This is a genomic window from Pseudarthrobacter sp. NamE5, from assembly GCF_005796225.1.
In the GTDB taxonomy this organism is placed as follows: Bacteria; Actinomycetota; Actinomycetes; order Actinomycetales; family Micrococcaceae; genus Arthrobacter.
This window is the reverse complement of the sequence record NZ_VAHO01000017.1, coordinates 20,160-45,292: the sequence shown is the minus strand read 5'-3', so window position 1 is coordinate 45,292 and position 25,133 is coordinate 20,160. Positions and strand designations below refer to the sequence as shown.

Here is a 25,133-nt window from a genome sequence, read left to right as displayed (position 1 = left end):
CCGCGGATCGCGGCATTTCCCCGCATTCCGGGGCTGTCGGAAGGCAGTTATGTGGCTGTAAGAGGCCATTGACCGCACCTAGGGCGCGCTGGCAGTACGGCCTCCGGGTTCCTATACGCCCTCCCGGCCTTTGAAGCCTCTACACGCCGTCGGAGCGATTTTCAAGGCTCCGGTGGCGGCGCTACCCATAAGTGTCCCGCGGTCCGCGGCCATTCACGGAGCGGCCGCCCTTGCGCCAACTGGGTGCGGCAGGGCCAAGCACCTGCATACTGGTAACCACGCCATCGCCCAGTTCCACCCGAAACTTGTCCAGCAGGCTGCTGCTGAGGAGCCGCAACTGCGTGGCCCATGCGGTTGAATCACAGCGGACGTGAAGGGTGGTATCAGAAAAACTTTCCGGAGTGCAGTGCGCCGAAATCTCCGGCCCCACCAGCGTGGCCCATTCCGCCATCACCGACCCCACCGCCACCGGGGAAGTCCACCCCCGTTCGGCCACCAGGCGGCCAACCACCTTGCCCAGGCCCAGCGGGTCGCGGCCGGTTGAGTGGAACTGGCTGAAGCCGCGGGTATCCCGGATACCTTTTTTGGCTTTCGTCGTTCCGGGGCGTGGCACTGCGCGACGGATTTCCCCACGGGCCGCAGCGGCCTCGCGCATCCGGTTCAGGGCAACCTGCGGAGCATCGATGGCGTCGGGATCGCGGCCGGGCTGCAGTCGGCCGCCTTTTTCACTGTCCCTGTTCATCAATACCTCCCGGGATGACCTTCACCCGCCGTCCGGACAGCTCTTCCGGGATATCGGCGTCGACGGCGGCGGTCACCAGGACCTGTTCCGCGCCGGAGACTGTTGCGGCCAGTTTACGCCGCCGCTGGACGTCCAGCTCGGCAAAAACGTCATCGAGGATCAGGATGGGAGCCGAACCTCCGGTGCGGGTATCGTCCAGCATCACATAGTAGGAGGCAAGCCGCAGGGAGAGGCACATGGACCAGGTTTCGCCGTGCGAGGCATATCCCTTGGCGGGTGCCTGCCCCAGGACAAGTTCCAGTTCGTCGCGGTGCGGACCCACCAATGAGATGCCCCGTTCGAGTTCCTTGCGGCGCGATTCAGCGAAAGCCCGAACGTAACGCTCCGTGAGCTGCTCCACGCTGAACTGACGCAGGTCTTCCCCGTTTGGTGAAGCACCTCCAACTCCACTGCCGGTAGCGCCCCCCAGAGGCGCGCCGTCGTCGTCCATCTGGTTTTGGAGGCTTGAACGGTAGACCGCATCAGCGGGCTTTGACCCGTCAGTCACCTCGGCGTACGCCCTGGCGAGGTGCGGGCGGAGGCGCTCCACCAGCTCGAGGCGGGCATGCAACAGCTCGGCACCCGCCCTGGCCATATGCTGGTCCCAAACATCCAGGGTTGACTCATGGGCGGAAGAGAATTTGCCGGCCCTGGCGGACTTCAGCAGGGCATTGCGTTGTTTCAGGACTCGATCGTAATCGCCGCGCGTGGCGGCGTGATGCGGAACAAGGCTGGCCAGCAGTTCATCCAGGAAGCGCCTGCGGTTTGAGGGGTCCCCCTTCACCAGGGCCAGGTCCTCGGGTGCGAAAAGCACCGTCTGGCAGATGCCCAGCAGGTCACGCGCGCGCACCGGGTTGCTGCGGTTGATCCGGCCGCGGTTGGCCCGGCCGTTATTGATCTCAAGTTCCAGGACAGTGGTCTGACCGCCACGCACAAGCCGTGCCCGGACCAGGGCCCGGTCAGTCCCGAACCGCAGGAGTGGCGCATCGGAGCTGACCCGGTGGGAGCTGAGTGTGGCCAGGTAGCCGATGGCCTCCATCAGGTTGGTCTTACCGATGCCGTTGGATCCCACCAGGACGGTGACACCCGGGCCCAGGGCAAGGTCCACCTGGGCGTAGCTGCGGAAGTCAGTGAGCGAAAGGTGTTCCAGGTACACGCGGAATTCGACAATTCTGGGAACCTTCAGGGGCTCCCGGTGGATGCTGCTTGGGGGCTACTTGGCGGGACGGGTGGCATGCCCGCCAAACTGGTGGCGCAGTGCGGACACCATCTTCATGGCCGGTGAGCTGTCCTCCCGTGACTCGAAACGGGCGAACAGGGCGGCCGTGATGGCGGGCGCCGGGATGGCGTTGGCGATGGCCTCTTCCACGGTCCATCTGCCTTCACCGGAATCCTCGACGTAATCGTCGATGTTCTGCAGACCCGGATCCTCATCGAGCGCCTTGACCAGCAGGTCCAGCAGCCACGACCGGACCACAGTGCCTTTCTGCCAGGCCCGGAAGGTGCCCGGCAGATCGCTGATGATGTCCTTGGAGGCAAGGAGCTGGTAGCCCTCGGCATAGGCCTGCATGAGGCCGTACTCGATGCCGTTGTGCACCATTTTGGCGTAGTGGCCAGCGCCGATTCCGCCCACGTGGACGAAGCTGTCCTCACGTTCACCCTCAGGACGCAGCGCGTCAAAGACGGGGAGCGCGCGTTCGATATCCGCAGCATCCCCGCCGGCCATCAGGCCGTACCCGTTCTGCAGGCCCCAGACACCGCCGGAGACGCCGCAGTCGACGAAGCGGATCCCCTTGACGGCGAGAAGCTCGCCGTGTTTCTGGTCCTCCGTGAACCGCGAGTTGCCGCCGTCGATCACCAGGTCACCTTCATCGAGCTTCTCGCCCAGTTCGCTGATGACGGCGTCGGTGATCGCGCCGGCGGGAACCATGACCCAAATGAGCCGGGGTGCCGGAACTGAGGCCAGGAGTTCGTCGACGGAACCAACGTCAGAGACATCGGGGTTGCGGTCGTACCCGGTGACCTCAACACCGCCCTTGCGCATGCGCTCCCGCATGTTGAATCCCATTTTGCCAAGGCCGATCAGTCCGATGTGCATGGTGGAACTCTTTTCTGCGCTAGGGGCGGGCAACATGTCGTGGGGACCAGAACGGCAACAACTGTCTGGGCCCACGCCGCCAGGGTTCCCTGGCCGAGCTTGCGAGGCGAGGGTGGCGGTGGGGACTAGTTGGGAAGGCGGACGGGCATTACCAGGTAACGGTAGTCATCCTGGTCCTCGCCGTCAGCGTCCGCCTGCGCCGTGATCATGGCGGGCTTGGGGGCAGTGGTGAACGAGAAGCGCACGAACTTGGTCTCGATCACGCTAAGGCCTTCCACCAGGTAGTGCGGGTTGAAGGCCACGGTGATGTCATCACCGGAAAGCTGCGCCTCAAGTTCCTCAGAAGCCTGGGCGTCTTCGCCTGTGCCGGCATCCAGGTTCAGCTGGCCCTGAGTGAAGGCCAGCCGCACCGGGGTGTTGCGCTCGGCCACGAGCGAGACACGGCGCACGGCTTCCACCAGCTCCTGGGTCTGGACAGTGGCATGGATAGGTGTTGAGTCCGGGAACAGTGACCGGATTTTGGGGTAGTCCCCGTCGACCAACAGGGAGGTGGTTGTCCTCCCGCCACTTTCGAAGCCGATGAGGCGGCTGTCGTCGTCGGAGAGTGCCAGGCTGATGTCACCGCTGTTGCCGAGGGTTTTGGCTACCTCGTTGAGCGTCTTCGCTTTGACCAGGGCACTGGTGGAAATTCCGGGAGTGACAGGCTTCCACGGTACTTCGCGCATCGCGAGGCGGTAGCGGTCGGTGGCCAGGAGCGTAATGAGGTCGTCCTCAATCTCCATCCGCACGCCGGTGAGGATGGGCAGGGTGTCATCCTTGCTCGCCGCAATGATCACCTGGGACACAGCCTGCGCAAAGGAGTCACCGGGGACTGTTCCGCTGATGGCCGGGAGCGGGGGAAGTGGCGGGTATTCAGCCTCAGGCATCGTGGCGAGATGGAAGCTGCTTCGACGGCAGGTGAGGGTGACTTTGTTGCCGTCGGTTTCCACGTCCACAGGAGCTGACGGAAGGCTGCGGCAAATGTCGGCGAGAAGCCGGCCTGAAACCAGGATGGTGCCTTCATCGCGTATGTCCGCTGCGATCTCGAGCCGTGCGGAGGTCTCGTAGTCGAAGCTGGAAAGGCTGACTGTCCCCGCTTCAGCCTTCAAAAGGAGACCGGAAAGGACGGGCACGGGCGGCCGCGGAGACAACGACCGGGCAGTCCACGTGACGGCTTCTGCCAGGACGTCCCGATCGACTCTGAACTTCACGGAAGGGTGCCGCCTTTCATTGCTGTTGCCATGTGGACCGGGAATTACGCAGGGAAACTCCGGAAGATGTTGCCGGCGCCCCGGCCGGTGCATGGTCCGCACAGATGGAAACCACACGGAAACCCAGGGATGGGAGCGCTTGCTGACAGCTTAGCCGGAAGATCCGGGATTAACCCATCCCCCAGGTCCCCGCCCCGACTCTGCGGAGGGCCGGAGGGCCCCACGCTGCACGCAGGGATCGATCTTGTTGTTTGAGGGATTTCAATTTTTTGGGATTCGTAGTGTTAATAACTGCTGTGGATTCTGTGGATAACGCGGGTTTGCGGCTTGGATCCGCGGTTAAGCCCTGTTCACGGACTGTGCGTTACCTGGGTTTTAAACAGGGTGTGGATGGGGACAACGTAAAGGCCTGTTTTTAACGATCCACAGATGGCTTAAGGGTTTTAAGCCCATTAACCGTGCTTGTCCCCTTGACTGTCCACAGGCTTATCCACATACACCTGTTAATAAGGTATAGAGTGCGTGACGCGATGTGGATTCAGGAGTCCCGTTGTTGCTGTTTGATGCGGTTGGTCAGTTCTGTCACCTGGTTGTAGATCACACGCCGCTCCGCCATCAGTTCCCGGATCTTTCTATCCGCATGGATCACCGTGGTGTGGTCGCGGCCGCCAAGTTCCTGCCCGATCTTGGGCAGCGACATGTCCGTCAGTTCCCGGCAGAGGTACATGGCGATCTGCCGGGCGGTCACGAGGGTCCGGGTCCGGGACTTGCTGCAGAGCTCTTCCATGCTGAGCTTGAAGTAGTCCGCAGTCTGCTGCAGGATCTGCGCGGACGTGATCTCCTGGGCTCCGTCGTCGGTGATGAGGTCCTTGAGGACCATCTCGGCGAGGGCCACGTCAACGGGCTGGCGGTTCAGGCTCGCGAACGCGGTAACCCGGATGAGGGCGCCTTCGAGTTCGCGGATGTTGCTGGAGATTTTCGACGCTATGTACTCCAGGGCGTCGTCCGGCGCGGACAGTCCCTCGCTCAACGCTTTCTTGCGAAGGATGGCGATGCGGGTTTCGAGTTCCGGGGGCTGGATGTCCGTCAGCAGGCCCCACTCGAACCGGGACTTCATGCGGTCTTCGAATCCAGCCAGCAACTTGGGCGGCTGGTCGGAGGTGATGACCACCTGCTTGTTGTTGTTGTGCAGTGAATTGAAAGTGTGGAAGAACTCCTCCAGCGTACGGTCCTTGCCCGCCAGGAACTGGATGTCATCGATCAGCAGGACGTCCACGTTCCGGTAGGTGGTCTTGAAGCTGGCACCTTCGTCATCACGGATGGAGTTGATGAAGTCGTTGGTGAATTCTTCGGAGTTGACGTACCTGACGCGGATTCCGCTGTAGAGCCGCCGTGCGTAGTGGCCGATGGCGTGCAGCAGGTGTGTCTTGCCGAGGCCGGAGTCCCCGTAGATGAACAGCGGGTTGTAGGCCTTCGCAGGTGCTTCGGCCACTGCCACGGCAGCAGCGTGGGCAAAGCGGTTGGAGGAACCGATCACAAAGGTGTCGAACACGTACTTCGGGTTGAGCCGGCCGAATTCATGGGACGTGCTGGGCAGCATGGGCTGCGGCTTCTGTTCAACGAGCTGGTCCGGGGAGAAGGAGGGTTCGACGACGGCGGGTTCAGGTTCCTGGTGAATGGGAACCAGATCGGTGTCCACGTCAATGGCGCAGCGGATGTCCTCCGAGAAGACGTTGTGCAGGGCGTCGTCCAGGGCCTCCTTGACCTGGGTCTGCAGGACTTCACGGGTGAGCTCGTTGGGAACAGCCACCAGCAGGGTGGAGCCAATGAGGCCCTGGGCCTGGGCAAGGATCACAAAACCCCGCTGCCGCGGTGAAACACGGTGATCCTGCTCCAGCAGGCTGACCACCCGCCGCCAGGAACTTCCGACAGTATTGGCTTGGTTGGCTTCGTCTACTGTCATCAATGGGTTCCCTCAAAACTTGCTTTGCCTGCATTGCCTGCAGCCGCAAGCACGGAACCAGGATCTGGTTCAGCTTCATCCACAGGGTTATGCACAGCACGTGGATAATCGGCTACTGGGCCACTCTAGGGGATCAAAAGGCTAGAAGATAGCTGGCAAGTAGCTTGTGGATAATTACACTGGTGTTGTTCTGAAAAGTGGGCTGTGAGCCACTTCATCCACAGGTATTCGGGGCATGTTAGGCACAGCTGGGGATAGCTTCCGCAAGCCGCTCCGGTTTGACTCAGGGCTGCAAATTGCCCTAACGTTGTGAAGTCCTTTGTGTCCGCTTTTTGGCCCCATCTGAATGTTCCAGGCGCAGTGCGTCTGGGCAGCCGGGGGAAGCGTGCATATACAAAACTTAGCGTCGGCCAGTTCTTCCCCATACTGATCGGGTGGGCGCACCTTTGATCCACTGGAGTAACTAACGTGAGCAAGCGGACTTTTCAGCCGAATAACCGCCGTCGAGCCAAGAAGCACGGCTTCCGCCTTCGTATGCGTACCCGTGCCGGCCGTGCCATCCTGGCAGCCCGCCGTGGCAAGGGCCGCACCGAGCTGTCGGCGTAAATAACTGACTCGTCGGTAGACATTTCTTTGCGAGTTTAAGGTGCTGGCCACCCGTAACCGTTTGAGGACTGCAGCCGATTTTTCAACAACTGTACGTTCCGGTGTCCGCAATGGACGCCGGAACGTAGTGTTATATACGGCAGCCATTGCTGCTGACGAACCCAGCCGGATCGGGTTCATCGTTTCCAAGAGTGTAGGGAACGCTGTGGTCAGGAACCTCGTTAAGAGGAGACTGAGGGAAGCAGGTGCTGCCTCATTGCGTGAGTACGGCACGGGTTTTGCCATAGTGGTCCGCGCGCTTCCTGCGTCCGCTAGTGCCAGCTGGGACCAGCTGCTGTCGGATTACAACGCAGCCCTGGAATCGACGATCACCCGTCTGGCCGGCCGCCCTGCCAGGAATGCGGCCAACCGTTCGGCCGGTACAACACAGGAGGGGACATCGCGTGCGTAACGCCACCGCCGTCGTCGCTACCTGTCTCCAACGCGGTGCCGCCGCCACCGGACTGTTCCTCTGGAACCTCCCCCGGAACATCCTTATTTTGCTGCTGATGGCTTACCGCAAGGTGATTTCTCCCTTGTACGGGCAAGTGTGCCGCTTTTTTCCTTCATGCTCGGCCTACGCCCTTGAAGCGATCACAGTCCACGGTGCCGTCAAGGGAAGCTGGCTTGCCGCCCGGCGACTCGGCCGCTGCCATCCATGGAACGCCGGCGGTGTGGACCACGTCCCCGCCGGTCATCGGGAATGGCCTGAGCACCAGACCCCCACAATTGTTGTGCTGAACAACCCGGACAAGTACCTGGCTGCTCGGACTGATGGAGAAGGCCGCAGGGCGGCCTGACGAATAGGGATAAGTAATGGACTTCTTTGAAACAATCATGTTTCCGTTCAAATGGCTTGTGTCCATCATCATGGTGGGATTCCATGAGGGACTGACTGCCATTGGGCTGCCGGAAGCCTCGGGCTGGACGTGGACGCTGTCCATCATCGGCCTGGTGCTGGTGATCCGTGCGGCACTGATTCCCGTGTTCGTAAAGCAGATCAAGGCGCAGCGCGGCATGCAGTTGTTGCAGCCGGACCTGAAAAAGCTCCAGGACAAGTACAAGGGCAAGACCGACCAGCTGTCCCGCCAGGCCATGGCGCAGGAACAGATGGCGATGTACAAGAAGCACGGGACCAACCCGTTCTCCGCCTGCCTCCCCATGCTGATCCAGATGCCGTTCTTCTTCGCGCTGTTTACCGTTCTTTCGGGCATTTCGACGGCCAGCCGCGAGGGCGAGGGTATCGGGGCCATGAGCCACGAGCAGGTGGTGCAGTTCGACCAGTCCACCATCTTCGGAGCTCCGCTCTCCGCGACGCTGCTCCATGGCACGCCCCCAGGCGGCAATGTCGTCGCCGTCTGGATCCTCTCCATCCTCATGATTTTGGCCATGACGGCCTCGCAGTTCATCACGCAGAAGCAGATCATGGCCAAGAACATGTCTGAAGAAGCCATGGCCAGCCCGTTCATGCGCCAGCAGAAGATGATGCTCTACATCCTGCCGATCGTCTTTGGTGTGGGCGGCATCAACTTCCCCATCGGTGTCCTGATCTACTGGACCACCACCAACCTGTGGACCATGGGCCAGCAGTTCTTCGTCATCCGCCGTATGCCGACGCCGGGATCCCCCGCCGCCAAGGCCCTCGCGGAACGCCGTGCCGCCAAGGGTCTCCCGGCCCTGCCCATCCTGAGCGGCAAGAAGGACGATTCCGACGATGCTGCCGCGGCCGTGGCACAGGCCAAGGGCCAGCGCATCCAGCCACAACGCAAGAACAGGAAGAAGAAGTAATGTCTGCCGAGAGCACCGAGCACGCCCTGTCCGCGGAGATCATCGACGATCAGGACGCCGCCAACGAAGAGACCTCCTCGCCCAGGGTGTCCTCCGCCAGCCGCTTGGAGGAAGAAGGCGACGTCGCAGCAGACTACCTTGAGGAGCTGCTCGACATTGCTGACATTGATGGTGATATCGACATCGAGGTACGCAACGGACGCACCTACATTTCGATCGTTACAGACGAAGAGTCCGATGCGCTTGACAGCTTGGTAGGTGAGGACGGCGAGGTCCTCGAGGCGCTCCAGGAACTCACCAGGCTCTCCGTGCTGTCCGCAACGGACAGCCGCTCACGGCTGGTGCTTGATATCAACGGGTACCGGCAGGAGCGTACCGGCCACCTGCAGAAGATCGCTGAAGATGCGGCAGCTTCCGTGAAGGACAGCGGCAAGCCCGTCGCACTGGAACCGATGAGCGCCTATGAGCGCAAGATCGTCCATGATGCCGTGGCTGACCTCGGACTGGTCAGCGAGTCCGAGGGCGAGGGTGCCGGACGCCATATTGTTGTATCCGCAGACTAGAGAATTGCTGATCCGCTAATCATGGTTGACATCACGGCAACTGAGCTGGCGGCCGCTGAAAAGATTTTCGGCGACCGGCTGGACCTGGCAAAACGCTATGTGGAGCACCTGGCCACCTCCGGTACGGAACGTGGCCTCATCGGGCCGCGGGAGATACCGAGGCTTTGGAGCCGGCATGTCCTCAACTGCGCCGTCATTGAAAGCGAGATCCCGGAGGGGCGCCATGTGGCTGACGTGGGCAGTGGTGCGGGACTGCCCGGACTGTGCCTGGCCATTGCACGTCCGGACCTGGAACTGACTTTGATCGAACCCCTGGAGCGCCGGGTGATCTGGCTCCAGGAAGTGGTGGACGATCTGGGGCTGGACAACGTGACGGTGATGAGGACCCGGGCTGAGATGGCGGTTGGCCAGGTACAGGCAGATGTGGTGACTGCGCGGGCGGTGTCGGCCTTGACGAACCTCGCCGGGCTGACCATCCCCCTGCTTGCCGGCAAGGGAGAAGTGGTGGCCATCAAGGGGCGAAGTGCGGGCGAGGAGATCGAGAAAGCGGCAAAGACCATCCGCAAGCTGGGCGGCGTGGAAACCACCGTCGTCACGGTGGGCGAGAACCTGCTCGAGGAACCGACTACCGTAGTCCGCATCGTTGTAAACAAGTCCCAAAAGTAGGCCTGGTTCAGGCCCGGTGACCAAACTCTGCCGGGTCCAGCAGTTAGGCTAGAGAACGGCAGCAAATTTGGCTGAACGAGAGTGAGTGTGCCCCAGTGACCAGTAGCGAAGCCTCCACGCAACGGATACCGCCGTTCGTGTCTTTGGGGTCCGCACGTTCCGTCGCTGGTCTCGGTGGAGCTCCCGGAAGAGGCGGAACGCACCCTGAAAAGGTTGCCCAGCGCTCCAACGCTGTAGCTGTTTCACGTGAAACGACCGCTGCTGGTAGAAATAACATCATCGATGCCATTGATGACTCAAGTCCAATAGCCCGCGAGTTGGCGCACGAAACAAAACGCCGGGAACGGTTGGTGGGACGCAAGCTGCCCCGGCCGGAAAATACCCGGGTGTTCACCGTCTCGAACCAAAAGGGCGGGGTGGGAAAAACCACCACGACAGTAAACATCGCTGCGGCTCTTGCCGCTGCTGGCCTCAACGTCCTGGTGATCGACATCGACCCGCAGGGCAACGCCTCGACGGCCCTGGGAATTGAACACCATGCCGACGTCGACAGCATCTACGACGTCCTGATCAATGATGTTCCGCTCGCCGATGTTGTTGCCCAATGCCCGGACATCAACAATCTGATCTGCGCGCCTGCCACTATCCATTTGGCCGGCGCGGAAATCGAACTCGTTTCCCTCGTTGCACGCGAGCAGCGCCTGCGGCGGGCGATCGACGTTTATGCCAAGACGCGGGAAAAGAACGGCGAGCAGCGGCTCGACTACATTTTCATCGACTGCCCGCCCAGCCTGGGTTTGTTGACCGTCAACGCATTCTGCGCGGCCAATGAGGTGCTTATCCCCATCCAGTGCGAGTACTACGCGCTCGAGGGCCTGAGCCAGCTCCTGAAGAACATCGAGATGATCCAAAAGCATCTCAATGCGGACCTGGTGGTTTCGACGATTCTCCTCACTATGTACGACGGCCGAACCAATCTTGCGGCCCAGGTTGCCGCCGAAGTGCGGCAACACTTCCCCGACCAGGTCTTGTCTGCTGTTGTTCCGCGTTCGGTGCGTATCTCCGAGGCCCCCAGCTACCAGCAGACGGTCATGACTTACGACCCTTCCTCCAGTGGAGCCCTGTCTTACCTGGAAGCGGCTGCTGAAATAGCAGAACGCTAAGATCTTCAAACTGCAACGACCGGAGCACGGCTAGGCCTGGCTCTACCACTGGAGGGATTACCAATGAGCGAGAAGCGACGCGGCCTGGGCCGTGGTCTTGGCGCGCTGATTCCGAGTTCCGCCGCCGCTAACGGGTCGGGCAATGCGACAGCGGTGTCACGTCCAGTTGATCTATTTTTCCCCGAGGGCCGAAAGAAGACGGACTCTGTGGCGGAAAGCAGTGAAGCCAGGCAGCCAACGGGGACTGCAGCAAACAAGCGTCCTTCCTCTCCCGCCGCTAAGCCAGCTACTGACCAACGCGCGGCCGGCAGTGCTGATGCTTCGAAGGGCACCTCGTCGGAGCCCCACACTCCAAGCAAGCCAGCGCCTGGCGACGACACAGAAAAGGATATTCCCGCCCAGTTGGCGGAAGCTGCACAGGTTGAGGAATCTCGTGCTGATGTGGCGGACCCAATCGACCCCGGTACCTCAGCTGAACCAGTAAATATACCATCGGCAGGATCCAACGCCGGTGTGGAGCTGGTGGAGGTTCCGGGTGTTCACTATGCTGAAATCTCCGTGGCGAACATTCACCCCAACCGTAAGCAGCCACGATCAGTCTTCGATGAAGATGACATGGCGGAGCTCGTGCACTCCGTCCGCGAAATTGGCGTGCTCCAGCCAATTGTGGTTCGGAGGTCAACCGAGGAAGGTAGCGAACCCTTTGAGCTGGTTATGGGTGAGCGCCGATGGCGTGCAGTACAGGCTGCCGGGCTGGACACTATTCCTGCAATCGTCAGGGACACTACAGACGATGACCTGCTGCGGGACGCCCTGCTGGAGAACCTGCACCGCAGCCAGCTGAATCCGCTTGAAGAAGCAGCGGCCTACCAGCAGCTCCTGGAAGATTTCGGAACCACTCACGAGCAACTCGCTGACCGTATCGGCCGTTCCCGTCCGCAAGTATCGAACACCCTACGCCTCCTCAAACTGCCCCCGCTGGTCCAACGACGAGTGGCAGCAGGCGTACTCTCCGCGGGCCATGCACGGGCCCTCCTGGCCCTTCCTGACGCTGCTGCCATGGAGCGTCTGGCACAAAGGATTGTTGCCGAGGGTATGTCGGTCCGCGCAACTGAGGAAGCGGTGGCCCTTTACCAGGACCCCGCGAAGCCGGCAAAGAACAACATTCCCCGTCCCGGTGCCCGCCATGAGCGCTTGGATTACCTCGCATCCTCGCTCTCTGACCGGCTGGATACGAATGTCAAGATATCCCTTGGTGTTCGTAAGGGTAAAGTGAGCATCGAGTTCGCCAGTGTTGAAGATTTGAACCGCATCATGGAGGTTCTTGCTCCCGGGGCTGACAGCTAAAGCTCCTTTTTTGATGGGCCGATCCAACCGGATCGGGCCCATCTCTTTTTGCCCGCAGATTTCGTCTTACAACCTGCAACGTCCCGACTTTGTGCTTCTTAGGTACAGCCAGCGTCGTGAAATGCTGTCATGCTATACCGCTCGCGCATCACATTCTGACCGATGCTTGTGCCGTATCCGCTATCGGTGTGTCCTATGCGTTCGCGACGTAGCTCCGACGCCAAGGTTTCCTGCAGTTCTTCCATGAATGGCGTAAGGCAGGTGAAGCATAAGTGAGCCTCGGGCGGTGCGGCGTTTCACGTGAAACACAGGATGCGGATTCCTGTCCGGGGCGGACCTCATCTGATACCTGGCAGGAGCGCTTCGATACCCACGGTCTCTAGACGCGTCGTCTGGTCAGGGGTCCGTGGCACGTCCAGCTTCGCGGGGTCTAGCAGTTGTGGCGCGGAGCAGAGGGCTCAACATGCAGGACCTCTTCTAGCGCGTGTAGCGGCAAGCATCTACGATACAACGGTCGCTGGCATGCTGATGAGGATCGCTACTACTAGCCGCCGAAATCGCAGCGGCCCTAGAGTACGGTCGAAATATTGGCTCGTGTCGTCCCGCGGTTGCTCGTCGTCGGTGGCTTGAAAGAGTAGTTCATGGTGTTGGGTAGCCGCACGGGATGTTTCACGTGGAACGTATGTCTAGTAACTGCCGCACCCCGGCTAGGCGCGGAGGACTGCAGCACGGATGTTGGCAATGAGGGCCGCGGTCCTTTGCCGAGAGAATGACACCGCCCTGCGTATCGTGCCAGAGGCTCAGTCACGTTTTCCTTGGCCCGAAAAATAACCGCTGCAGGGCAAACGCCGTTGGAGCGGGAGACCTTGGGGGGTCGTGTTTCTGACGTGACATACATAAAGGGCGTCAACGTCCGTCCGGCACGACGAGGGATGGGAATCCCACCGGAGTCCGCGGTTCCAAGCTGATATGGCCCTAGCGCCAGTCGAGTTCGCCCTTCTGCGGGCGTGCGTGGTGTAAGTTATGCGTTTGCTCGCCTACGACCAAGAGCATTCCACTTACGCACGCACGCAGTCATAAAAATAACAGCCCACAGAAGCCGCCAGCGCCTCTGCTAGAGAGTTCGATCACGGTGCTCATCGAACTCGCCGCAGAGTTACCGGCAGCCCGGGACTTGACTGTTTCACGTGAAACGGTCCCCCTTTAGCGATGTGAGTTGCTAGAAACAGACACCGTATTGGGGTCGGAACACCGCATACTGAAGCAATGCTCCGCCGGGCGACATCAAATGAGTGAACTGTGACACCTGCAGGTTAACTAGGAGTCCAACGGACAAACGACGAGGCCCTACCGGTGCATGCGCGTTGCGATCAGCTGATCATCCGAAACCGACGAGGAGGGCGCGTGCACCGACAAACCAGATCGTCGGTTAGCGTGGGGTAGGCATATCAACCTTTGGGCGAGAACTAGACAAATTGCCTTCGCCGGGAAAGGACAGCGCGAACTGTTGGCGCCCTGTGGCCGCCTGCGCAGTAGAGGATTGTTGCCGCGGCTCGGGCATGTCAGTTTGGGCGACCGCGCCCGGGGGGGTGCGACTGCTACGTGCGCTCCGCCAAGGTACTGTTCTGGGGATAACGCCATCAATTTGGCGGGCAGTTGACTGGCGGGCGATGGCGTCTCGCGCAAGGAGAGATCAACCAGGAACGAGATGCCAAAGTGGGTGAGCGGCGGAAGTACGTTATGGGATCGCGCAAGCTAAGTTCATGCGGCCTGCATGGACCGCAAGCATTAACAGCAGGTCCAGGGCCACGGCCCCATACGCTCTTGCAACTGATGCCTTGACGAGGGTGGTCTGATCGCGATGACTACATTATTGGCTGTCACATCGACGACGACAAGCAGCGGGGCCGCGGCCCAGCGGTCGTTGTGGGATCGACAAAACCATTGATCGATTCTCCGAACAGCAGCGACATTGTCGGTGCATAACACTGTGGATAACACTGTGGACAGTAAGCAACGCCAGCCGGTCGGTGCCGGATATAGCGGTATCCCGCAGTTGGCAGAAACGAATCGCATAGCTCGGTACTCATTCCTCAGGCTGAGCACCAGACCCGTGTTTCACGTGAAACGCCTGCCAGCGACTAATCCGTCGACCAGTCGCGGACCTTTTTCATCCCAAAAAGGGTGCTCCCAGAGACCAGATGAGGGCCGGTGCCAGACTCGCGGGTCGCACTGTTCCTACCGACCTCTCAATGTACTACTTGCGAAGGGTCAGTAGTGTGGTGCCACGACTCCAGGTCCCACCTTGAACCCCGCGGTTCTGTGGAAAACTATGTGGACAAACCTGCGGGCCGGCTGTGGAAAACCTTGTGGAAAGAAGGCAAGGAGAAACCCACCGATGCCGATCCTCCGGCGCGGTCATCCACCCTCTGTCCGCAACGATCAGTACATTGCCCCGATCCTATGTGCGGAGACAGAAGGTATCGAGATGAAAGGCGCCTCTATGTGCAGGCTAGGTGAGAAACGTATTGTGCGGGGCCAAGCCCCTTGAGTCTGTCGATGAGGAGGGCATGTGGAGCCTCGACAGCTCAAGGCCCAACAGCTTGGTAGGTAGCCAGCCGAGATCCTGGACTGTCGTCGAGCGAGACTGAGAAGTGAGTTCGGCGCTGTATGGGGTGAGACTGGCTGCATGACCTGCACCTTTTACTTTGCTTGCACTTGATGTGCTCGGTAGGCATGGATACTGGCAGCCGACCAGAGGCCTCTAGGAACAACGCGGCTTGGATGCCCGTTGTTCTCCGGGCATACACTCCTATGCCGCGCATAGCGTGGCCGACTAGATGTCGGCCAAGGCCACGAGAGCGCTTAAAGGGACTACTTATCCTGCCATCGAAAAGCAACGCTGCCGCCTTGCCAACAGCGGGCACCTAGGAACAGTGTGTCGGCAGTCTCGATTGGGGTTCGAAGCGCCCATCGTTTCACGTGAAACAAGGGCGGGAGGTGCAACCGGACTGCGGTCGTGCTTTTTCCCCGCCACCTGGTTCCGCAGCATTTGCCGGGCTGACTGATACCTCCTCGTCGGGAACGTCGCTGACACCACCCGAGTTGTAAAGGCTTTCACAGTATTCAAACTCTTGTGCCGCGATACGTCTGCATGCCTTCGAATGATGGTTCATCTGTCGTGCTTTCTGAGGCGTTCCTCCTGAGACGCTGCCCGCACGAGTCCACCAGCAGACCTGGCTCCTGGATAGTACGTCCTGGGGACCAAATAAGGTGGGCAGACGGGTACGGGGAGCAACACACCTGCGTACACGTCGGGATGTAGTTTGCGGCATGAATAAGCGCAACTTCCGCCGTCGGCGGCCGGCTTGACCCGTGAGTCCGAACCGGATGTCACTGGGAGCATATGGTTGCGTTGGGTGAGTTGAGGGATGGCTGCCGTGTAGGCGTGGATGCGATGACATCGCAAGTGACCGCTTTCGCGACACAAGTGGTGAGCGCATAGCCCCCACGGGTGCCCGGCTAGGTGATTCAGGTGAACAGGGTTCGCTAATGCTTCCTTTCCCTCCTTGGAACACACCTAAGGCAAAAGGTCGTCCTAAGAGCGGGGTAGTCTGTGCTCGCGGGTATCAGCAGTCATTGCTTGCATGTGCGGCTGTCATCGCACCGGCCGCTTCTGCAGGAGCGCTCGGGCCGGTGTGCAGTGCCTGTTGACAGCCTATGGGAGTGGGACCCCTCCCCTCCGTTTCACGTGAAACACGAGGGGAGGAGCGGACCCTGATGCGACACCCGTCAGCACGCCCGATGAATTACCAGCACGTCGCCCAATGGCGAGTTCAGGTGCTGCACGCCACGGATAGATGGACATAGCGGCGCGTTTTCTTAGCCGCCGAGGGGGGTGAAGGCTTGACCGGCCTTGGATCTAAGTCGTACCACAAGTATGACCGAGCATCTATCATTTTCCTCCCGGCCATTTGCGTTCAGCCCATCGGGATCGGAATTGTCCATAGCCAGTTCCAAGTCGGAAACCCTACAGGAGCATGTCGGTGCTGTAGGCCACCAGGCGTACCCGACAATAATCCTAAGCAGTGGTAGCCGTGAACCGTCGCACTCCCTTGTCCGCATTACAGCAACCAAGGGAGAACGGTAGAGCGGTGAACAAATAACTACGAACGCGGGAAACGGACTACGAACTGTTTCACGTGAAACAGCAAGCTGTCCGTCCGCGTTTACTTCCGCGCTCAGGAAGTAAACCAGGAGATAAAACCCGGACACCGCGCCACGCCTTTGCAGGTTGCAGCCTGACTACGAAAGGGCCACCGCAGTGTGCGCGGTGGCCCTTTCGTAGTGACGCGGATTTCTCTTTTTGCGGTAGCGCCTAGAGACTAGGAAAGAACGTCTGAGAATTCCTTTTCGAAGAACTGCTTCGGCTTGGCACCAATGACAGTGTTCTTCACTTCGCCACCCTGGAAAAGGTAAACAGCGGGAATCGAGGTGATGCCGTATTCGGCAGCGATAGCGGGGTTGTCATCAACGTTAACCTTCACGACGTCAACTTTCTCGCTGTACTCGACGGAGATCTCATCCAGGATCGGGCCAAGCTTGCGGCAGGGCCCGCACCACTCTGCCCAGAAATCAACAATTACCGGCTTGTCGGAGGACAGAACGTCCGCGCCGAAACTTGCATCCGTTACATTTTTGGCGTTGCTCATAACCTTTTTCTCTCTCTTTCAGATAGCGGATCGGTAATTACGCGGGAAGGTCTGCGAGGTAGTGCTCTACATCAATGGCGGCCACGCATCCGGAGCCGGATGCAGTAATAGCCTGTCGGTAGGTGGGGTCAACCACATCGCCGGCAGCGAATACACCGGGGAGGCTGGTCCTGGAGCTGCGCCCCTCGACAGCAATCGTTCCCTCAGGCGTCAGGTCGAGGACGTCCTTGACCAAATCGGTCCTGGGGTCATTGCCAATCGCGACGAAGACGCCCGTAACCGGCAGTTCCGAAATCGTGCCATCGAGAACGTCCCTCAACCTCAGGCCGGTGACCTTGTCGTTCCCCAAAACATCTTCAACAGTGCTGTTCCAGAGGAAGCTGATCTTCTCGTGTGCCAAGGCACGCTCGGCCATGATCTTGGACGCCTTGAGTGAGTCGCGTCGGTGAACCACCGTGACCGACTTTGCGAACTTGGTCAGGAACAGCGCTTCTTCCATCGCAGAGTCACCGCCACCGATGACAGCAATGTCCTGATCCTTGAAAAAGAAACCGTCACAAGTTGCACACCAGCTCACGCCGTGGCCAGACAGGCGTTTCTCGTTCGGCAACCCGAGCTCCCGGTAAGCAGAACCTGTTGAGAGGATAACGGCTTTCGCCTGGAAGCTCTCGCCGGTGGCGATGGTCAGGGTTTTCACAGGACCGGCCAGGTCCAGCGCCGTCACATCCTCGAACTGAATCTCGGTGCCGAACCGCGCCGCCTGCTTTTCGAAGTTCTCCATCAGATCCGGACCCATGATTCCTTCGGGGAATCCCGGATAGTTCTCGACCTCCGTGGTGTTCATCAGCTCACCTCCGGCAGTGACGGAACCAGCCAGCAAGAGCGGCCTGAGGTTTGCGCGGGCAGTGTAGACAGCTGCCGTGTAACCAGCCGGGCCGGAGCCGACAATGATGACATCACGTACTTCTGACGCCGTATTTTCTGCGGTGGTCACTGAACGGTGAACCTCTTCCTTTTTGACGCGCCTCCCGGTGGAGGCCGGCCACATGGCACAACTGTTACTTGACGCCGATTATTCCGGCGCAAGAATTGGGGGAACAGCGCCGGAGATACAGCCCGCGCCTGTGTAGGCGCCCTGACAAGGTTACAGTCCGGACGGCCGCACTTAGACATCAGTTAGTCACCGTGCAGCTGTTGGAGTCCTCGCCCGCTCCCCCGACGCAGCCGGTACCAACGCAAGGACTGATTGGTCGACGCTGTGCGCCCGTGCCTTGTTGGCTGGTCTTACTTGACCGTGACCTCAGCGAGCCGGATGCCGTAACCGTAACGTGTCTTGGGGGCGGCAAGCCGTGGTAGCGAATTGATGGCAACAATTACGTACTGCGCCTCCACCGGCTCGGCCAAGGGCATGGTCAGCTCTGTGGATGTGAAACTGTTGCTCCCAACAGACTTGGCACCATCCAGAACAGGCCTGTCGTTGGTGTATACCGTGATGTTGCCGCCCGAACCGCCCAGCTGTGAAAGGGTGACGGAGGAGATCTTGGCGGGGTTTTCAAGCTTGACCACCAGTGGGACGCCCTCGGGTGCCAGGCCGCCCCAGTTTTCCGTCGCGAACTCCATATCGGACCAGTAACTGGCGGCGTTGCCGTCATATGCCCTGACCAAGTCACGGTCGAAGTTGGCGGCGAAGTCGAAGGTCCCCTGCCTGGAAATGCTTTCAATAGCCGGTGGCACGGCGGGAGGAGCAGCAGACGTAGGAGCCTGGGTTGCAGCCGCAGTGTTTTCCGGGGCACTGCTGTTGGTGGCAGGTGCGGTGGGCGCAGCCTCCGGGCCGGGGGAAGTGAGGCTGCCGAGGTTCGTCACGGCGATGACCAGCCCCACGATGAGGACCACCGCAAGCAGTCCGCCCACCAGCCACCGCATGGACCGTGGTTCGCGGCGGCCTGGTTCATCGTCGTCACCGTCGTAGCGGTCCTGGTCGGCGGGCGAAGCCCCGGAAGTACCCGTTGCACCCGTAGCGGCGGCAGCAGCCGGAGCAGCGGACCGTGCCAACAGTGACGATTTCTTGTTCGCCGTCTGCGGTTCATTGTCCGCAGGCGTTGTGCTCGAAGGCTGCTCGTCTCTGTAGTTGTAGTCGTCGTCCGACCATAGGGACACCTTGGGCTTTGCCTGCGGGGTGCCCTCCGGCGCTCCGGAAACCGAAGCGCCGTTGCGCCCTGCCTGCCCCTCACCCCGCAGCGGGGAACGGTCAGCCGCGGCAGTCCCGCTTCCGGACCCGCTGCCAGCGGCAGCTGCTCCCCCAAACGCTCCGCCAACAGCCGCTGCCCCGCCAACAGCGGAAGCCCCGGCCGGCTTGCGGCCGGAGGAAGGCGCAGCCGCCGGACGGACCGGCGGCTTGGGCGGCACGACGGGTGCAGAACGGTAAGCATCAACCTGGTTGGGATGCCTGTCCCCGTAATTGATGTATCCGGCCTCGACGTGGTCTTCCTCGTCGTAGGGTTCCGGCTCGTGGGACCTCGGCTGCCCGAAGATCTCGCTTCCCAGGGTGTCAGTGAAGAACGGCTCCACATATGGAGGGTTCGAAGCCACCACAAGGTCCAGCAGGTCCGCGGCCGATGTGTGGTTGGTGATGAGGTAGGTTGCTGCCTCGGTCATGCCTAGGTCAAGGACCTGGACAGTGCCTGGGCGTTCGCCTGTGGCAACTTCACGGGCGCTCTGCGCCACCTGTTCAGTATTTCCCGGCCCGGCCACCAGGATGCTGACGGGACGGTTCAGGACCTGGTCCACGCCGTCCAGCACCAGATCGTGGTCGTGCGAGGCCAATACAGTGGCTGTGACCTTGTAGCGGCCGCCCAGTACTGATCCGACATCGATCGGGTTGGACACGTGTTCCTCCTAGACTGTCCGGGATTGCCGGCTTGGACGATGCAACCGCCGTTCAGCAGCCCGCCTCGGCGGCTGACCCTGAATGCAACTACCCCTGTACCTTCACGATCCTAGCCGATTGCGCCCCTTCCCCCCGGAACAAAGGCGTCCGGACGCCGCGGGAGAGTCACTTCTTTCGCGGACGCCGCGGCTTGAAATAGGGGTTCTCTCCGGCCTTTCCTTGGAAGGTGCGGCGGCCAGGCAACGGAATTTGCTCGCGCAGGAAACCTCCCCTGGCAGTGCTGGGCTGGTCCTCCCCCGGAAGGTAAACGTCGTCGGACGAATCCTGTCCGTCGTCGTCGGCCCGCTGGATCCACCGCGTCCCGTGGTGGTGGCCTTCCTGCTCCGGAGCAGGCCCGGCGCGGAAGGATACGGCGTCGAATTCGCCCGAGATCCGCGGAATGAGCCCCGTGTCCACTGACGTGGTGGCGCGCTCCGGAGCCGGACGCCGATGCTCACCGGACAGGTCACCAGGGGGAACGTCCGACGGCGGGGTCCCGCCTTCCGCAGCAACGGCAGGTGGGCCGCCATTGCCGCGGCCCAGCCGGCCAAGGAGGGGGCGGAGCAGGTCGCGGAGTTCGGCCACGCGGAACAGTTTGAGCAGGAAGAAGTAGGCCACCAGCATGACCGGGCCCACCACGATGACCGTGATGAGGGCACTCAGCCGATCGCGCCAGGCGAAGCCGTCGGGGTTGTAGCTGCCCATCAGCCACAGTGCCCCGGCACCTGCGATGGCGGATCCCAGCGCCGCCCAGCCCATGCGGATATAGGAGTTGGCGATCCGTGCCCCGTCCAGATGGCCCAGGAGGCGCCGCAGGAAGAACGCGCTGATAACAACGGAGAGGATATTGCCCACCATGTAAAGGACGGCGATGGCGTAGATGATCTGGGTGACCGGGAGGAACTGGATAGCGAACGCACCGGCCACGTAGACAACCGCCAGCTGGAGCTGGATGTAGAAGGGGGTGCGCGCATCCTCATTCGCATAGAACACCCGGGACATCATGAAATTGGCGCTCATGAACGGCGTGCTCAGCGCCAGGATGGTGAGCGTCTGGGCCAGCATGACGCCGTCCTGCCGGAGGCCGCCCGAGAAAAACATGCCCAGCGGACCCGCAAGGGCAAAGAGGGCCAGCGCACCAAACACCGTGGCCACGGCCATGGTCCGCAGACCGTGCGAGAGAGCCTCCCGGAGCTCGTCGCGGTTGCCGTCCTGGGAGGCGCGGGTCATCCGGTTGAACAGCACCGTGGCAAGGGACAGCGCGATGATGGAGTGCGGCAGGAGATAGAGCTGGCTGGCCACCTCGAGGACGGCGTTTCCCGGCAGCATGTACGCCGCGGGGTCCCCCGCCTGCTGCAGCCGGAGGCGTTCGGCGCCGGGGATGGTGGCGATGCGCATGACGTACAGGAAGGCGAGTTGCCCGACGGCGGCAGTCAGCAGGGTCCACACGCTCAGCTTGGCTGCCTGACCCAGTCCCACCCCGCGCCAGCCGAACCGCGGCCGGAGCCCCAGCTTCAGCTTCAGCACGGGAATCATCAGGATGGCGGTTTGCGACACCACCCCAATGGTGGAGAATCCGGCAACCAGCAAAGTCTGGGTGCTGCCCCAGTTGTCCAGGGTGTGGGGATTGAATTCGTTGGCGCCGAAGATCCAGATAAACATCCCCAGCCCGGCAATGGCTACCAGGTTATTAAGGATGGGCGCCCACATGGCGGGGCCGAACGCGCCGTTGGCGTTCAGGACCTGGGTGAGGAGGGCATACAGGCCGTAGAAGAAGATTTGCGGCAGGCACCAGAAGGCAAAGGTCACGGCCAGCGCCTTTTGGGGCGGCGAGTATCCCTGCGTGGTCAGCTCAATGACCCATGGTGCCGCAAGCGTTACCAGCGCCGTCAGTCCCAGCAGCAGCAGGACAGCCAGCGTCAGCAGCCGGCTGATGTAGTCTGCCCCCTTGTCCGGAGCCTTGCTGGCCTTGATGATCTGGGGCACCAAAACTGCATTGAACACCCCGCCTGCCACCAGGAGGAAGATCAGGTTTGGCAGGTTGTTGGCGTTGATGAACGTGTCATTGACCGTTGAGCCCAGGCCCAGGGCGGTACCAAGCATCCAGGTCTTGCCGAAGCCCAGAAACCGCGACACCAAGGTTCCGGCCGCCATGATGGCACTGGACCGGGTTTCGCTGGCTTGGACGGCACCGGCTTCTGCGCCGTCCACTGCTGCATTGGCGGCAGCCGCACCGGGCTGGGCTGCGCCCTCCATTGCGGGACCGTCCAGGGGAACACCATCGCCGGGCACGCCGTCTGGGGTGCCGCCGGGCCGGCCGGCTTGATCGGAAGGAAAATTGGAAGCTGACATCGAGTTCATCGTCTCACCCGCAGGCGGCTAACACCGCAATGCCGGGGGCATTGGCCGCGCTAAAGGTGCTCGGGCAGGACTTCGCGGGCGAGATCGGCGATCCGGCGTTCATTGGGGAAGGACAGCTTCCGGGCCAGCTCCTGGATGGGAACCCATGCCACGTCCACGGCCTCCTGGTCCGGATCATTTTCGATGGTCAATTCACCGCCGGTGGCCCGCAGGAGGTAGTGGTGGACGGTCTTGTGGACCCGGTGGCCGCTAACGGTGAACCAATAGTCGATGCTTCCCAGCGGCGCCAGGATGTCGCCCTCAATACCGGTTTCCTCGGCAATCTCCCGGACAGCGGCCTGCTCGTTGTTTTCCTTGCCCTCCGGATGGCCCTTGGGAAGGCACCACTCCAAACGTCCGCCGCGGTTAAGGCGGGCGATGATGGCAACCCTTAACTCGGCGTCGGACGTGTCCACCACAACGCCGCCCGCGGATACTTCCTCAACCGTGGGCAGCGAGGCCGGTGCCGAATGCTGGGCAGGGGCAACGTGCGCACCGATCGCCGACGGCAATGGTGCGTTTGTCCTCCTGCCTGGAGCGCTCGGTACTGGATGGGCCATGCAGTCCACTCTAACGACTGTTGCCCGTTCGTGATGACCGGAACATGACACCAACATGGACGGCATGTGACGCAGTTTGCGGCGGGCGGAGGGATTCAGCCTGATCTTGACCCTATTTTGGCCTGCCACGGCGCTGGTTTCTGACAAGCTTAAGTAACTATGGCGCACGCACATCACAAGACTGACTCCCAGACCGTCGATTTCCAGGTGGACCCGGTGGTCCTGGAGCTCGGCCAGCGCTTCGTGGACGCCGGCCATGAGCTGTCGCTGGTGGGTGGCCCGGTGCGGGACCTGTTTTTGGGCAGGACTTCCCCTGACCTGGATTTCACCACGGACGCAACGCCGGACCAGACCGTGGGTCTTATTAAAAAGTGGGCGGACAACTACTGGGAGATCGGCCGGGCCTTCGGCACCATCGGCATGCGCAAAGCGGGCTTCCAGATCGAGATCACCACTTACCGGGCCGAGGCCTACGACCCCGACTCGCGCAAGCCTGTGGTGGCGTTCGGCTCCTCGCTGACCGATGACCTGCTAAGGCGGGACTTCACCATCAACGCCATGGCGCTGAAGCTGCCGTCCCTGGAGCTGGTGGATCCCTTTGGCGGCGTCCGCGACCTCCACGCCTCGGTCCTGGCCACACCCGGTGCGCCCGAGCTTTCCTTCTCCGATGACCCGCTGCGGATGATGCGCGCGGCGCGGTTCGCTGCCCAGCTGGGAGTCTCCGTCCGCGACGACGTCCGGCACGCCATGACCCGGATGGCTGACCGGATCAGCATTATTTCCGCGGAACGGGTGCGGGACGAGCTGGTTAAGCTCATCTGCGGAGCACGCCCGCGCGTGGGGGTGGACCTGCTGGTGGACACCGGGCTGGCCGAGCATGTGCTGCCCGAGGTTTCCGCATTGCGGCTTGAGTCGGACGAGCACCACCGGCACAAGGACGTGTATCAGCACTCCCTGCAGGTTTTGGAGCAGGCAGCGGAGCTGGAGACGGACGCCGAAGGTACCGTGCCCGGGCCGGACTTTGTGCTGCGCTTCGCAGCATTGATGCACGACGTCGGCAAGCCGGCTACGCGCCGTTTTGAACCGGGCGGAGCGGTGAGCTTCCGCCATCACGACATGGTGGGGGCCAAGCTCACCTCCAAACGCATGAAGACTTTGCGTTTCGACAATGACACCACCAAAGCGGTGGCCCGCCTGGTGGAGCTGCACATGCGCTTCTATGGCTACGGGGATGCCGGCTGGAGCGATTCGGCGGTGCGCCGCTACGTCACTGATGCCGGACCGCTGCTGGAACGGCTGCACCGGCTGACCCGTTCGGACGTCACCACCCGCAACCAGCGGAAAGCCGAACGGCTGTCCTTCGCCTACGACGACCTGGAAGCCCGCATCGCCGCGCTGCGTGAGCAGGAGTCCCTGGACGCGGTGCGGCCGGACCTCGACGGGGCCCAGATCATGGCACTCCTAAACCTCAAGCCCGGACCTGTGGTGGGACGCGCTTACAAGTTCCTGCTTAACGAGCGCATGGAAAACGGGCCCCTTCCCATGGAGGAAGCGGAGGCGCGGCTGCTCCGCTGGTGGGCGGAACAGCCTGAATCAACGCCTGCCGTTCCCGTGGCCGGAAAGTCTCCGGCCGGCGTCGAGCCTTCCCCTTCTGAGGAGTCCAAGTGACCGTACCTGCCCTTGCCCCCCGCCCCCAGCTCTGGATCCTCCGCCACGGCGAGACGGAATGGTCCAAGAGCGGCCAGTACACCGGGCTCACCGACCTCCCGCTCACGGTCGAGGGGGAACAGCAGGCAGTGGAGGCCAGGAAGGTCCTGGACCCGGTGGAATTCGACCTGGTCCTGACCTCCCCGCTAAGGCGTGCACGGCGCACCGCGGAGCTTGCCGGTTTCCCGGACGCCCAGCATGAACCCCTGGCCGTTGAATGGAACTACGGGGACTATGAGGGCATCAGCTCCGACCTGATCCGCAAGGACAATCCCGATTACCTGATCTGGACCCACGGCGTGCCCAACGGCGAAACACTCGATGAAGTTGCTGCCCGGGCGGACAAGATCATCGGACGGGTGCTGGAATCGGGAATGGATAACGTGTTGATCGTGGCGCATGGCCACTTCTCGCGGATTCTCACCGCCCGCTGGCTGGAACTGCCGCCCGTTGAGGGCCGGCACTTTATCCTGGGAACCGCCAAAGTCTGCACCCTTGGCTGGGACAAAAGGACTCCCGCTATTGTCCGGTGGGGGCTTTAGGGGGTAACTCCTGAAATCTGCC

General features: G+C 61.5%; 20 protein-coding genes. 10 read left to right on the top strand and 10 right to left on the bottom strand.

Annotation, left to right across the window (positions count from 1 at the left end; genetic code table 11):
• Positions 1-181: 181 nt before the first annotated feature.
• The 5 genes from FDW84_RS16790 to dnaA form a co-directional block, all read right to left on the bottom strand.
• Complete coding sequence (locus FDW84_RS16790; RefSeq protein ID WP_138610646.1) at positions 182-742, bottom strand: DciA family protein; 561 nt, start codon at positions 740-742, stop codon at positions 182-184.
• A complete protein-coding gene (recF, locus tag FDW84_RS16785; protein WP_138610645.1) occupies positions 726-1,937 on the bottom strand; it encodes a DNA replication/repair protein RecF in 1,212 nt (403 codons plus the stop codon). The genes FDW84_RS16790 and recF overlap by 17 nt, the downstream gene beginning before the upstream one ends.
• 57 nt (positions 1,938-1,994) lie before the next feature.
• A complete protein-coding gene (gnd, locus tag FDW84_RS16780) occupies positions 1,995-2,879 on the bottom strand; it encodes a phosphogluconate dehydrogenase (NAD(+)-dependent, decarboxylating) (RefSeq protein ID WP_138610644.1) in 885 nt (294 codons plus the stop codon).
• A 125-nt stretch (positions 2,880-3,004) separates the two neighbouring features.
• Complete coding sequence (dnaN, locus tag FDW84_RS16775; protein WP_138610643.1) at positions 3,005-4,129, bottom strand: DNA polymerase III subunit beta; 1,125 nt, start codon at positions 4,127-4,129, stop codon at positions 3,005-3,007.
• A 538-nt stretch (positions 4,130-4,667) separates the two neighbouring features.
• Positions 4,668-6,092 carry a chromosomal replication initiator protein DnaA gene (gene dnaA, locus FDW84_RS16770; RefSeq protein WP_138610642.1) on the bottom strand — a complete coding sequence of 475 codons (1,425 nt, stop codon included), beginning with the start codon at positions 6,090-6,092 and terminating at the stop codon, positions 4,668-4,670.
• Between the two features lie 468 nt (positions 6,093-6,560).
• Between dnaA and rpmH the strand changes: the two genes are divergently transcribed.
• The 8 genes from rpmH (at position 6,561) to FDW84_RS16730 (ending at position 12,264) form a co-directional block, all read left to right on the top strand.
• Positions 6,561-6,698: a 50S ribosomal protein L34 gene (gene rpmH, locus FDW84_RS16765; RefSeq protein ID WP_003800212.1), complete on the top strand. Its 138-nt coding sequence runs from the start codon at positions 6,561-6,563 to the stop codon at positions 6,696-6,698.
• A 40-nt stretch (positions 6,699-6,738) separates the two neighbouring features.
• Entirely contained in the window at positions 6,739-7,149 is a 411-nt protein-coding gene (gene rnpA / locus FDW84_RS16760) for a ribonuclease P protein component (RefSeq protein WP_138610641.1), read from the top strand.
• On the top strand, positions 7,142-7,537 hold the full coding sequence (yidD, locus tag FDW84_RS16755) for a membrane protein insertion efficiency factor YidD (RefSeq protein WP_171046821.1): 396 nt from the start codon (positions 7,142-7,144) through the stop codon (positions 7,535-7,537). The genes rnpA and yidD overlap by 8 nt, the downstream gene beginning before the upstream one ends.
• Positions 7,538-7,553: 16 nt before the next feature.
• Positions 7,554-8,525, top strand: a complete 972-nt coding sequence (gene yidC, locus FDW84_RS16750) for a membrane protein insertase YidC (RefSeq protein ID WP_138610639.1) — start codon at positions 7,554-7,556, stop codon at positions 8,523-8,525.
• Positions 8,525-9,088 carry a Jag family protein gene (locus FDW84_RS16745; protein ID WP_138610638.1) on the top strand — a complete coding sequence of 188 codons (564 nt, stop codon included), beginning with the start codon at positions 8,525-8,527 and terminating at the stop codon, positions 9,086-9,088. Before yidC ends, FDW84_RS16745 begins: the two co-directional genes overlap by 1 nt.
• 21 nt (positions 9,089-9,109) lie before the next feature.
• The gene (gene rsmG / locus FDW84_RS16740; RefSeq protein WP_138610637.1) at positions 9,110-9,754 is read left to right on the top strand and encodes a 16S rRNA (guanine(527)-N(7))-methyltransferase RsmG; all 645 of its coding nucleotides are present in this window, start codon (positions 9,110-9,112) and stop codon (positions 9,752-9,754) included.
• Positions 9,755-9,849: 95 nt separating this feature from the next.
• A complete protein-coding gene (locus tag FDW84_RS16735; RefSeq protein ID WP_305775693.1) occupies positions 9,850-10,917 on the top strand; it encodes a ParA family protein in 1,068 nt (355 codons plus the stop codon).
• 63 nt (positions 10,918-10,980) lie between these two features.
• Complete coding sequence (locus tag FDW84_RS16730; RefSeq protein WP_138610635.1) at positions 10,981-12,264, top strand: ParB/RepB/Spo0J family partition protein; 1,284 nt, start codon at positions 10,981-10,983, stop codon at positions 12,262-12,264.
• Positions 12,265-16,649: 4,385 nt separating this feature from the next.
• On the opposite strand, the gene trxA is transcribed toward FDW84_RS16730, so the two are convergent.
• The 5 genes from trxA to FDW84_RS16705 all read right to left on the bottom strand — a co-directional run bounded on the left by trxA (position 16,650) and on the right by FDW84_RS16705 (position 22,814).
• A complete protein-coding gene (gene trxA / locus FDW84_RS16725) occupies positions 16,650-16,976 on the bottom strand; it encodes a thioredoxin (protein WP_138610634.1) in 327 nt (108 codons plus the stop codon).
• A gap of 37 nt (positions 16,977-17,013) precedes the next feature.
• A complete protein-coding gene (gene trxB / locus FDW84_RS16720; protein ID WP_138610633.1) occupies positions 17,014-17,970 on the bottom strand; it encodes a thioredoxin-disulfide reductase in 957 nt (318 codons plus the stop codon).
• Between the two features lie 290 nt (positions 17,971-18,260).
• Positions 18,261-19,862, bottom strand: coding sequence for a protein kinase family protein (locus FDW84_RS16715; RefSeq protein ID WP_138610632.1), 1,602 nt, complete (start codon positions 19,860-19,862; stop codon positions 18,261-18,263).
• Between the two features lie 166 nt (positions 19,863-20,028).
• Positions 20,029-22,254, bottom strand: coding sequence for a murein biosynthesis integral membrane protein MurJ (gene murJ / locus FDW84_RS16710; RefSeq protein WP_138610631.1), 2,226 nt, complete (start codon positions 22,252-22,254; stop codon positions 20,029-20,031).
• Between the two features lie 59 nt (positions 22,255-22,313).
• The gene (locus tag FDW84_RS16705; protein ID WP_050057127.1) at positions 22,314-22,814 is read right to left on the bottom strand and encodes an NUDIX hydrolase; all 501 of its coding nucleotides are present in this window, start codon (positions 22,812-22,814) and stop codon (positions 22,314-22,316) included.
• Positions 22,815-23,021: 207 nt separating this feature from the next.
• On the opposite strand from FDW84_RS16705, the gene FDW84_RS16700 reads away from it, so the two are divergent.
• On the top strand, positions 23,022-24,530 hold the full coding sequence (locus tag FDW84_RS16700) for a CCA tRNA nucleotidyltransferase (RefSeq protein WP_138610630.1): 1,509 nt from the start codon (positions 23,022-23,024) through the stop codon (positions 24,528-24,530).
• Positions 24,527-25,111 (top strand): histidine phosphatase family protein, encoded by a 585-nt coding sequence (locus FDW84_RS16695; protein WP_138610629.1) that lies wholly within the window; start codon positions 24,527-24,529, stop codon positions 25,109-25,111. Before FDW84_RS16700 ends, FDW84_RS16695 begins: the two co-directional genes overlap by 4 nt.
• Positions 25,112-25,133: the final 22 nt, after the last annotated feature.